General features: G+C 74.5%; 12 protein-coding genes. 7 read left to right on the forward strand and 5 right to left on the reverse strand.

Translation table 11 applies throughout. The annotated features are described in order from the left end of the window. Positions 1 to 37: 37 nt before the first annotated feature. The 3 genes from ACFCX4_RS29690 to ACFCX4_RS29700 form a co-directional block, all read right to left on the reverse strand. Complete coding sequence (locus ACFCX4_RS29690) at positions 38 to 352, reverse strand: hypothetical protein (protein WP_376149002.1); 315 nt, start codon at positions 350 to 352, stop codon at positions 38 to 40. Continuing rightward, the gene (locus ACFCX4_RS29695) at positions 349 to 888 is read right to left on the reverse strand and encodes an RNA polymerase sigma factor (RefSeq protein ID WP_376149004.1); all 540 of its coding nucleotides are present in this window, start codon (positions 886 to 888) and stop codon (positions 349 to 351) included. Before ACFCX4_RS29695 ends, ACFCX4_RS29690 begins: the two co-directional genes overlap by 4 nt. 155 nt (positions 889 to 1,043) lie before the next feature. After that, positions 1,044 to 1,475: an ATP-binding protein gene (locus ACFCX4_RS29700; RefSeq protein ID WP_376149007.1), complete on the reverse strand. Its 432-nt coding sequence runs from the start codon at positions 1,473 to 1,475 to the stop codon at positions 1,044 to 1,046. Positions 1,476 to 1,626: 151 nt separating this feature from the next. Here ACFCX4_RS29700 and ACFCX4_RS29705 point away from each other — a divergent pair, with 151 nt between their 5' ends. Beyond that, complete coding sequence (locus ACFCX4_RS29705) at positions 1,627 to 2,973, forward strand: hypothetical protein (protein ID WP_376149010.1); 1,347 nt, start codon at positions 1,627 to 1,629, stop codon at positions 2,971 to 2,973. A gap of 34 nt (positions 2,974 to 3,007) precedes the next feature. Here the strand turns inward: ACFCX4_RS29705 and ACFCX4_RS29710 are convergent, their stop codons facing one another. Then, positions 3,008 to 3,436 (reverse strand): VOC family protein, encoded by a 429-nt coding sequence (locus tag ACFCX4_RS29710; RefSeq protein ID WP_376149012.1) that lies wholly within the window; start codon positions 3,434 to 3,436, stop codon positions 3,008 to 3,010. Positions 3,437 to 3,712: 276 nt separating this feature from the next. On the opposite strand from ACFCX4_RS29710, the gene ACFCX4_RS29715 reads away from it, so the two are divergent. Together ACFCX4_RS29715 and ACFCX4_RS29720 are read left to right on the forward strand one after the other, a co-directional pair. Beyond that, complete coding sequence (locus tag ACFCX4_RS29715) at positions 3,713 to 4,306, forward strand: NADAR family protein (protein WP_376149015.1); 594 nt, start codon at positions 3,713 to 3,715, stop codon at positions 4,304 to 4,306. A gap of 269 nt (positions 4,307 to 4,575) precedes the next feature. Next, entirely contained in the window at positions 4,576 to 5,850 is a 1,275-nt protein-coding gene (locus ACFCX4_RS29720) for a hypothetical protein (RefSeq protein ID WP_376149018.1), read from the forward strand. Positions 5,851 to 5,964: 114 nt separating this feature from the next. Here ACFCX4_RS29720 and ACFCX4_RS29725 read toward each other — a convergent pair whose 3' ends face one another. After that, a complete protein-coding gene (locus ACFCX4_RS29725) occupies positions 5,965 to 7,347 on the reverse strand; it encodes a glycine--tRNA ligase (protein WP_376149021.1) in 1,383 nt (460 codons plus the stop codon). A gap of 191 nt (positions 7,348 to 7,538) precedes the next feature. Here ACFCX4_RS29725 and ACFCX4_RS29730 point away from each other — a divergent pair, with 191 nt between their 5' ends. From ACFCX4_RS29730 to ACFCX4_RS29745, 4 genes are read left to right on the forward strand one after another with little or no spacing between them, the layout of a single operon-like run. Beyond that, positions 7,539 to 8,570 (forward strand): metal ABC transporter substrate-binding protein, encoded by a 1,032-nt coding sequence (locus ACFCX4_RS29730; protein ID WP_376149024.1) that lies wholly within the window; start codon positions 7,539 to 7,541, stop codon positions 8,568 to 8,570. Positions 8,571 to 8,585: 15 nt separating this feature from the next. After that, complete coding sequence (locus ACFCX4_RS29735) at positions 8,586 to 9,365, forward strand: metal ABC transporter ATP-binding protein (RefSeq protein WP_376149027.1); 780 nt, start codon at positions 8,586 to 8,588, stop codon at positions 9,363 to 9,365. Beyond that, positions 9,362 to 10,330, forward strand: a complete 969-nt coding sequence (locus ACFCX4_RS29740) for a metal ABC transporter permease (RefSeq protein ID WP_376149030.1) — start codon at positions 9,362 to 9,364, stop codon at positions 10,328 to 10,330. The genes ACFCX4_RS29735 and ACFCX4_RS29740 overlap by 4 nt, the downstream gene beginning before the upstream one ends. Positions 10,331 to 10,365: 35 nt before the next feature. After that, complete coding sequence (locus ACFCX4_RS29745; RefSeq protein ID WP_376149032.1) at positions 10,366 to 10,776, forward strand: Fur family transcriptional regulator; 411 nt, start codon at positions 10,366 to 10,368, stop codon at positions 10,774 to 10,776. Positions 10,777 to 10,826: the final 50 nt, after the last annotated feature.

The raw sequence follows: 10,826 nt of genomic DNA on the forward strand, positions 1-10,826 counted from the left end.
GCCGCCCGCTCCCCCGTGGCGGGCGGCCGCGACGCCGTCAGGACGCGTCCCGCGGTGGGCCGCCGGGTCCGTGGGACGCGCCCGACGACCCCGGGGCCCTGCGCAGCTCGCACTGCCCGCCGACGCACTCCCGCCGGAGCCGCCCCCGCGACACCGTCTCCGTCAGCCCGATCACCCAGCAGGTCGGGCAGCCGCGCAGGGCGAGCACCCCGAGCGGCAGCAGGAGCAGCGCCACCGGCCCGGCGAACGGCAGCAGCGCGAACGCCCCCGCCAGCGCGCCGAACCCGATCGCGCCCCGGGCCAGGTGCCCGGCCACCGTGCGGCTCGCGAACCCGGACGCCCCGCGCGTCACCGCTCCCCTCCGACCGTCACCGTCCGGACCGCCGCCCGCGCCCGGTGCAGCCGCGACTTCATGGCGGCCGTGCTCAGCCCCAGCGCGTCGGCGACCGTCCGCCCGCTGAGCCCCTGCACGTCGCGCATGATCAGCACCCGGCGCTGGTCGTCCGGCAGGGCCGCGATGGCCTCCGCGACCCGGCCCGCCTCCAGTCGGCCCAGCACCTCGTCCTCGGCCGACCGGTACGGCACCGCGCCGCCGACCGGGCCTTCGCGCAGCACCGAACGGGCCCGCCGCAGGCACTCGTTGCGCACGATCCGGAACATCCAGGAGGCCAGCGCCCCGGTCGCCCGCAGCATCCCGATCTTGCGGTAGAGGATGATCAGCGCCTCCTGCGCCGCGTCCTCGGCGTCCTCCGGCGTCGCGCACAGCGACCGCGCGAACCGCTGCACGTGCGGATGCGCCCCCGACACCAGCGCGGCGACGGCCTCGACGTCGCCGTTCTGCGCGGCGGCCACCACCGGGCCCGCCGGCCATCCCCGCACCTCAGCCACGCCGACGCCCCCACTTCCGCAGCACCGTCACGCTGCACGCCGTCACCAGCACCACGCCGACCGCCACGGCCGCCCACACCATCATCGCGAACCTCCTCCGACGCCCCGGCGCTCACCGGAACCGCCTATAGGAGGCGGCGTCCCCCCGGAAGGATTCACCCCGGCCCGCGGCGGTGCGCCCCGTCCGGGTAGGTGAACCAGACGACCTTGCCGGTCCGCGTCCCCTCCCACCCCCAGGTCTGCGCGAGCGCCTCGACCAGCAGCAGTCCGCGCCCGCCGGTGGCCTCCGGGTCCCGCTGCGCGCGCGGGAGCGACGGACGGGTGTCCGCGACCTCGACCCGCAGCAGGCCGCCGTCCCACCGGACGGTGACCGTGCAGCGCTCGCGGGTGTGCTCCACGGCGTTGGCGATCAGCTCGCCCGCGCACAGCTCGACCTCCCCGGCCGCCTCCGCCGACAGCGGCACGCCCCACGCCCGGACGAGGGCCGCCACCCGCCGCCGCGCGGCCGGCACCGCCCCGTCGTCCGGCGGGACGCCCCATTCACCCAGCACCGGGAAGCCGGCCGTGTCGAGGGGGCTCGTGGTCATGCGGCGCTCCGTCCGGAGGGGGCGCGCGCGGACCACGTGAACCCCGCGCACCCGATGGGCTGACTTCAAGTCAACACGGGTACACGGAGAGGAAGAATCGGCGAAGCTGATCCGGGCGTTGAACCGGTTGAACGGAGAAACGGGGATCGCGATGACGAGACGACCGCGCACACCGAACACCGCGCTGGCCGCGCTGCTCCTCCAGGCGCGCTGGAGCAACGACCAGCTGGCCCGCGCGGTGAACCGGACCGGTGCCGAGACCGGCCTGGCCCTGACGTACGACAAGTCGTCCGTCTCGCACTGGCTCTCCGGCGTGCGGCCGCGCGCGGAGGTCCACGAGCTGGTCCGGGAGGCGTTCGCGCGCCGGCTCGGCCGGCCGGTGACGCCGGAGGAGACCGGCTTCGGCGAGCACGGCCCGCGCGACGGGCGCGGCGGCACGCTGTCCGACCTGATGTCGATCGGAAAGGCCGATATGGATCCGTCCCGTCGAGGGGTGCTCGCCGCCGGGCTGTACTCCGTCGCCCTCTCGCTCCCCGTGTTCGACGACGCCGAGGCGGCCGAGCGGGCCGCCCTGGCGGGGGCCGGGCGAACGGTGCGGGTCGGGTCGGGCGAGGTCGAGACGGTGCGGGCGGTGACGGAGCGGATCGCCGGGATCCTCGACGAACTGGGGGCCGCGCACGCCCGCCCGATGGCGGCGGCCTTCCTGGTCAACTCGGTCGGGCCGTGGCTGCGGGCGTCCGGCAGCGAGCGGGTGCGGTCCGACCTGCTGGCCGCCGCGGCCGATCTCACCTACCTGACCGGGTGGATGGCGATGTACGAGACGGCGCACGGTCTCGGCCAGCAGTACTACGTCCAGGCACTGAAGCTGGCCCGCGAGGCCCGGGACCACGTCACCTACTGCCGCACCCTGCGCGGCATGGCCCTGCAGGCCTCGAACCTCGGCTACGGCCCGAAGGCCCTGGAACTCGCTGACTCCGCCGCCGAGGCCGCCCCGGCGGCGGGCCCCCGGCTGCGGGCCTTCCTCGCCGGCCAGCAGGCGCACGGCGCCGCGATGGTGAAGGACCGCCGGCAGGCGTTCGCACGGCTGGCCGAGACCGAGTCGGCGCTCTCCCGCGCCGACGGGCGCAACGACGCGGTCGGCGGCTACGACCGGGCCGCGTACCACTTCCACGTCTCGCACGTGCTCCACGAACTGGGCGACCTGCCCGGCTCGATCAAGGAGCTCCGGGCCTCGACCCGCAGCCGCCCGGCCCACGAGAAGCAGGGCCGGGTGCACGCCAACGGGCTGCTCGCCCGCCGGCAGCTGAAGCTGGGGCACGTCGAGGCGGCGTGCGGGACGTGGCACGAGTTCCTGGACGACTACGTCACGCTGAGCTCGGTCCGCGGCGACGAGCACTTCCGCGCCCTGGAGTCCGCGCTCCCGGCCCGGACGTCGGTCCCGGCCGTGCGCGCGCTCCAGCACCGCGTCCGGGACGTCGCCCTCCGGAAGGCCGCCTGAGGAACCGGGCCGGGGCGCCCGCCGCCCGGTGGGGTCAGGCCGGGTCGCCGAGTTCGGTGAAGAGCGTGAGCTGGAGGGCGCCGGGCGCCTCCAGACGGGAGTTGAGGGAGTTCCAGGGGGTGCGCACCGGTTCCGCGATCACCTCGGCACCGGCCGCGGCGAGCCTGGCGGTGACGGCCGTGGAGTCGTCGACCTGGAAGGCGACCCGGATGTGGCCGGCCACCCGGCGGCCGACCTCCACCTCGTCGATGAAGCCGGCGTGGCCCGGGTCGGTGATCTCCAGGGTGGCGCGGCCGGCTTCGAGGATGGTGGCCCGCCCGTCGGGGGAGGCGAAGGCGCCGCGCTCGGGGAGGCCGAGGACGTCGCGGTAGAAGTGCAGCGCCTGCTCGTAGTCGGCGGCCGTGACCACCAGGCGCAGTTCACGGACGCCGGGTGCGGCGGAAGGGTCGGACGGCCGGGACACATCGGCTCCTCGGTGGCGAAGGGGAAGGCGGCCCCACCGACAACCGCGGCGGGGCCGCCCTCATTTCACGGACGGGGCGTCAGTGCCCTTGGCCGCGCCGCCGGGAGGCGACGAGCGCCGCGCCGCCGGACGACGGTGGCACCGGCGCCACCGATCCGCACGGCCTCGCCGGCCGTCCGCGCGGGGCCGTGCGGATCGGTGGCGCCGCATCACGTCAACGGCTGCGGACGGATAACCCTTTGACCGCACCACACCCCTTCGTGTCAGCATGACGATATGAGCGACGAACGCACCACCGACCCCGTGGACACCCGGAACCGGGCCGAGCTGACGGCCGCCGTGGCGGCCGGGGCGGAGCCCCGGTGGCTGATGTTCTGGGGCCACCGGAAGCAGCGGGACGGCGCGCTCGGGCCCGGCGTGCTGAGCCAGTGGTGGCCCGACCACCCGTTCACCGTCGACGGCGTCGAGTACGCGACCGCCGAGCACTGGATGATGGCGGGCAAGGCCCGGATGTTCGGCGACGAGAGGACACTCGCCCGGATCCTCGCGGCCCCGGGCCCGGCCGAGGCGAAGAAGCTGGGCCGCCAGGTCCGCGACTTCGACGACGGCACCTGGACCGCCGGGCGGTTCGAGCTGGTCGTCCGGGGGAACGTCGCCAAGTTCGGCGGGCACGGGGAACTCTCGGCCCACCTGCTGTCGACGCGCCGCCGCGTCCTGGTGGAGGCCAGCCCGGTCGACCGGATCTGGGGCATCGGCCTCGGGGCGGACGACGAACGGGCCCACCGGCCGGCCGAGTGGCGCGGCGAGAACCTCCTCGGCTTCGCCCTCATGGAGGCCCGCGCACGGCTGGCGGCGGCCACCGCCGGGTGAGCACGGGCGCGGCGCGGCGCCGCCCTCTCGGGGACCGCCGCGCCCGCCGCGGACACCCGCCCCGGACCGCCGCCGCCCGCCGCGGGGCGGCGCTCCCGCGCCGCCCGCGCGCCGGGTGGTGCACCACCCTTCGCGCCCTCTGCACCCCCGAACACCACTCGCAAGCCAGTGGACGCACTGCCGTAACGCCCACGCCGTATTTCAACGAGAGGATGACTGGCCGTCAGGGCCAAGTTGGACAGGTTGCGGTGATCATGCGTACACGGCACATGGAACAGCCCCTCATCCCGAACTCCGGCGGCGACGAGAGCGAGCAGGACGCGATCGAACTCAGATCCCGGCTCGACGAACTCTTCCGCGCCCGGCAGTACGCGGGCCAGCGCGAACGCCGCCTCACCGAGGCGCTGCGCGGCCTGCCCGAGCGGCAGCACCCGGACGGCGAACTGCTGCGCCGGCTGGCCGAGGCGCGCGCGATGCGGGAGGAACTGGGCACCCGCTGCCTGGAACTGAGCGAGCGGCTGAAGGCGCTGGAGGAGCGGCTGCGGCAGCCGGCACCGCGCCGCCGGATCCCCCGCCAGGCCACCGGAACCGCCTTCGTGGAGGAGGGGCCGCGCCCGGAGGACGGCGCCACCGCCGGAGGCGCGGACCAGGGCGCGAGCCGGAGCACGGACGAGCGCACGACCGGCGGCGGCGCGTACGGCGACGGACCGGCACCCGCCGGACCCGACACCACGGCCGGGCCGCAGGTGCCCGTCGGCCCCCCGCCCCCGCAGGAGCCGCCCGCGCCGCCGCGCCGCCGTTCCCCCGGTGAGCTCGCCGCCCTGGCCGAACGCATCACCACCCTGTACCGGCAGGCCTCCCCCGAGGAGGCCGCCGGCATCATGAGCCAGGCCGCCGAGCACCTCACCCCGCACGACACCGCGCAGCTGGCCGCCCTGCTGGGCCGCCGCGGCCCGGCCGGCGCGGTCCTCCAGCTCACCCGCAGCGCCGTGAACGGCAGCCCCCACCACGCCGCCGCCACCCTCGCCGAACTGCGCCAGGCCGGACTGGCCGAGGAGGCCGGCGACCTCTTCCACACGCTCCGCGCCTGCCCGGCCGCCGACCTGCCGGCCCTGCTGGACGCGCTGGAGCGCTCCGGGCAGCAGGCCGACGGCGCCACCCTGCTCTGGGAGTGGGGTTCCGCCCCGGTCGCCGAACTGGCCTCGCTCGCCACCGGCCTCTACCGGTCGGACCGCCTCGCCGACGCCCGCACCCTGCTGCGCCAGGCCGCCGGCCGGCCCACCACCGACCTCACCGCGCTCGCCACCGTCATGGCCCCGCCGCTGCCCGGCCTGCTGCTGGGCGAGCTGGCGGCGCTGCGCCCGCCGTCCGAACTGGTCCGGCTGGCCTCCGCCCTGGCGGGCCGTCCGGAGCTGTACGAGGCGCTGCTCGTCCCGCTGCTCGACGACCCGGACCGCCACCGCACCACGCTCGCCGCCCTGCGCACGGCCGGACTGCCCACCACCCCGGCCGCCCGCCCGCGCTCGCGCTGGGGCCGCAGGTAGCACGGCGGCGGCCCGGCGCCCCGGTGACGGAGCCGCGACGGGGCCGCGGCGACGACGGAGCCCCCGCCCGCCCGGGAAGGGCGAACGGGGGCTCCGCGCGGAGGAGTCCGGGTGTCAGCAGCCGATGAGACGCGCCGCCAGGTAGGACTTCACCTGGTCCAGCGAGACGCGCTCCTGCGACATGGTGTCGCGCTCGCGCACGGTCACCGCGTTGTCCTCAAGGGTGTCGAAGTCGACCGTCACGCAGAACGGCGTGCCGATCTCGTCCTGGCGGCGGTAGCGCTTGCCGATGGCGCCGGCGTCGTCGAACTCGACGTTCCACGCGGTGCGCAGGTCGGCGGCGAGACCGCGGGCCTTGGGCGAGAGGTCGGCGTTGCGCGACAGCGGCAGCACCGCGACCTTGACCGGCGCCAGGCGCGGGTCCAGGCGCATGCCGACGCGCTTCTCCATGACGCCCTTGGCGTTCGGCGCCTCGTCCTCGAAGTAGGCGTCGATCAGGAAGGCCAGCATGGCGCGGTTGAGGCCGGCCGCCGGCTCGATGACGTACGGGAAGTACCGCTCGCCGGACTCCTGGTCGAAGTACTTGAGGTCCTGGCCGGAGGCCTCGCTGTGCACCGTGAGGTCGTAGTCGGTGCGGTTGGCGATGCCTTCGAGCTCGGAGAACTCGCTGCCGCCGAAGTTGAAGCGGTACTCGATGTCCACCGTGCGCTTGGCGTAGTGGGACAGCTTCTCCTTCGGGTGCTCGAAGAGGCGCATGTTCTCGGTGCGCAGGCCGAGGCCGACGTACCAGTCCCAGCGCTGCTGCAGCCAGTACTCGTGCCACTGCTCGTCGTCGCCCGGCTTGACGAAGAACTCCATCTCCATCTGCTCGAACTCGCGGGTCCGGAAGATGAAGTTGCCGGGGGTGATCTCGTTGCGGAAGCTCTTGCCGACCTGGGCGATGCCGAACGGCGGCTTCTTGCGCGAAGTGGTCTGGACGGCCTTGAAGTTGGTGAAGATGCCCTGGGCGGTCTCCGGGCGCAGGTACGCCAGGCCGCTCGCCTCCTCGGTGACGCCGAGGTGGGTCTTCAGCATGCCCGAGAAGTCCTTGGGCTCGGTGAACTGGCCCTTGGTACCGCAGTCCGGACAGTTGATGTCCTGCAGGCCGTTCGGCGGCGGGAAGCCGTGCTTGGCCTCGTACCGCTCCTCCAGGTGGTCCGCCCGGTGACGCTTGTGGCAGGAGAGGCACTCGGTCAGCGGGTCGTTGAAGGTCTGGACGTGGCCGGACGCCTCCCAGACCTCGCGGGCCAGGATCACCGACGAGTCGAGTCCGACGACGTCCTCGCGGGCCTGGACCATCGCGCGCCACCACTGGCGCTTGATGTTCTCCTTGAGCTCGACCCCCAGCGGTCCGTAGTCCCAGGCGGCACGCGTGCCGCCGTAGATCTCGCTGCAGGGGTAGACGAAGCCACGGCGCTTGCTCAGGCTGACGATCGTCTCGATCTTGTCGGCTGCCACAGTGCTCTCTTCAGTACGTACGGCACGGTCAGGGCACGGCTGGTTACGCGTACCCGAATGCCTCAGGTTACCGGCCATACGGGTACGGGGTTCAAATCGGTATCGCCGGCACCGGCCCACTCACCGTCATCGCCCGTTCACTCGTCCGAGTGATTTGACAATCATTTCCATCTAATCTGAGAATGGTTGTCATGATGATCCGACGACGTGCCCGCAACACCCTCGCCCTGACCGCCACCGCCCTCGCCGCCGCCCTCACCCTGACGGCCTGCGGCAGCGGCGGCGACGGCGCCCGGGACGCGGACGGCAAGCTGGACGTCGTCGCCTCCTTCTATCCGATGGAGTTCCTCGCCACCCGGATCGGCGGCGAGCACGTGAAGGTCAGCGGCCTGACCGCGGCCGGCGTCGAGCCGCACGACCTGGAGCTCACCGCCAAGCAGGTCGGCCGGGTCCAGAAGGCCGACGCGGTCCTCTACCTCAAGGGCCTGCAGCCCACCGTCGACAAGGCGGTCGCCGACTCCCGCGCCAAGCAGAAGATCGACGCCACCGCCGCCGCCCCGCTGGAGGACCACCACCTCGCCGAGGGCCACAGCGAGGACGACGGCCACGACCACGGCGACCACGCGGAGGGCGACGGCCACGACCACTCCGGCGCGGCCGGCGACCCGCACATCTGGCTCGACCCGTCCCGCTACGCCGCCGTGGCCAGGAGCGTCGGCGCCGGATTCGCCGCGGCCGACCCCGCGCACGCCGACGACTACCGCCGGAACACCGAGGAGCTGGTCGGCCGGCTCACCGCCCTGGACCAGGAGTTCAAGGACGGGCTGAAGGACACCCGGACCCGCACCTTCGTCACCAGCCACGCGGCCTTCGGCTACCTCGCCGAGGCCTACGGCCTCACCCAGGTCGCCATCAACGGCGTCGACCCCGAGTCCGAGCCCACCCCGGCCCGCCTCGCCGACGTCCAGAAGGCCGCCCGGGAGAACGGCGTCACCACGATCTTCTTCGAGGCCCTGGTCAGCCCGAAGCTCGCCGACACCGTCGCCAAGGACCTCGGACTCAGGACGGCCGTCCTCGACCCGCTGGAGGGCGTCAAGGACCCGGCCAAGGACGACTACCTCACGGTCATGAAGCAGAACCTGACCGCCCTGCGGACCGCCCTCGGCGCGGCCCCGGCCCCGACGCCGGACGCGACCCCGGACGCCGCCGCCCCCACCAGCTGACGACGGGACCACCCCATGACTCCCCCGGCACCCCCGGCCGTCCGCCTGCACGACGCCGTCGCCTCGCGCGGCGGACGGCCGGTGCTGCGCGGCGTCGACCTCACCGTCCGCCCCGGCGAGGTGGTCGCCCTGCTCGGCGCCAACGGCTCCGGCAAGTCCACCACCGTCAAGGCCGTCACCGGCGCCGTCCCGCTGGAGCGCGGCGGCCTGGAACTCTTCGGCGAACCGCTGGCCCGGTTCCGCTCCTGGCACCGGATCGGCTACGTCCCGCAGCGCACCAGCGCCGCTTCCGGGGTCCCCGCCACCGTGCGCGAGGTCGTCTCCACCGGCCGGCTGCCGCTGCACCGGCTGCTGCCGTTCCGCCGCGCCGACCGCGCCGCCGTGGACCGCGCGCTGGCCGCCGTCGGCATGCTCGACCGGGCCCGCGACGGCGTCGCCGACCTCTCCGGCGGCCAGCAGCAGCGGGTGCTGATCGCCCGCGCGCTGGCCGGCGCCCCCGACCTGCTGATCATGGACGAGCCGATGGCCGGGGTCGACGCCACCAGCCAGCAGGTGCTCGCCGACACCCTGCGCTCCGAGGTCGCGCGCGGCGCGGCCGTCCTGCTGGTGCTGCACGAACTCGGGCCGCTGGAGCCGCTGATCGACCGTGCCGTGGTGCTCCGCGACGGCTGCGTCGCGCACGACGGCCCGCCCGTCCCCAACACCGGCCTGCACGCGCTGCCCGGCCACGACCACGTCCACCCGCACGCCGACCACGGCCACGACCACGAACGGATCCGGGGACTGCTGTCATGACCGAGATGCTCAGCTACGACTTCATGCAGCGGGCGCTGATCGCCGCCGTCCTGGTCGGCGTCACCGCCCCCGCCGTCGGCATCTACCTGGTGCAGCGGCGCCAGGCCCTGATGGGCGACGGCATGGGCCACGTCGCGATGACCGGCGTCGGCCTCGGCTTCATCTTCCAGACCGACCCGGTCTGGATGGCCGTGCTGGTCTGCGTGGCCGGCGCCGTCACCATGGAGCTGGTCCGCTCGCGCGGCAACCAGCGCGGCGACATCGCCCTCGCGATGCTCTTCTACGGCGGCATGGCCTGCGGCAAGCTGCTGGTCTCCAAGTCCGCCCAGGCGGGCGCCGGTTCGCTGGAGAGCTACCTCTGGGGCTCCATCCTGACCGTCTCCCCCGCCGACCTGACCGCGATCGCCGTGCTCGGCGCCGTCGTCATCGCCGTCACCCTCGGACTGCGCCGCCAGCTCTTCGCGATCTGCCAGGACGAGGACTTCGCCAGGGTCACCGGCATCCCGGTGCGGCTGCTCAACCTGCTGCTCGCGGTGATGGCCGCGGTCACCGTCACCGTCGCCATGCGGGTCGTCGGCCTGCTGCTGGTGAGCGCGCTGATGGTGGTCCCGGTGGCGGCAGCCCAGCAGCTCACCCGCTCCTTCGCCGCGACCCAGGCCGGCGCGATCGCGGTCGGCGTGCTCGTCGCCCTCGCCGGCGTCACCGGGTCCTACCAGCTCGACGTGCCCTCCGGCCCGGCCATCGTGCTGCTCGCCATCGCCGTGTTCGCGGTGTTCGGCGCGATCGCCGCACCACTCGCCCGCCGGCGCCACCGGGGCACCCCCGAGAACGGGCCGAAGGTCTGCGACGTACGGCTGCCCGACCCCGGGCGGGGCACCTCCGCCGTCCCGGAACCGGCGGGCGCGGGCACCCGGGAGCGTTCGGACGCGACCACTCCGGCGCCCAGTGCGGGGCTGGCACAATGAGGTGCCAGCCGCCCACACCACCAGGAGGACCCACGGTGACCACCGCAGGCCCGTCGCCGCGAGCCCGATCGACCCGGCAGCGCGCCGCCGTCTCGGCGGCCCTGGACGAGATCGAGGACTTCCGCAGCGCCCAGGAGCTCCACGACATGCTGAAGCACCGGGGGGACTCGGTGGGTCTCACCACCGTCTACCGGACGCTCCAGTCGCTCGCCGACGCCGGCGAGGTGGACGTCCTGCGCACCGCCGACGGCGAGGCCGTGTACCGCCGCTGCAGCAGCGGGCACCACCACCACCTGGTGTGCCGCCGGTGCGGCGCCACCGTCGAGGTCGAGGGGCCGGCCGTCGAGCGCTGGGCCAACTCGGTCGCCGCCGAGCACGGGTTCAGCGACATCGCGCACACCCTGGAGATCTTCGGCCTCTGCGCGGAGTGCGCCAAGAAGGCCTGAGCCGGACCGGGCAGCGGACGTGCGCGGGGGCCCGCGGGAGTCGACTCCCG

This window comes from Kitasatospora sp. NPDC056327 (assembly GCF_042261735.1).
Lineage (GTDB): Bacteria > Actinomycetota > Actinomycetes > Streptomycetales > Streptomycetaceae > Kitasatospora.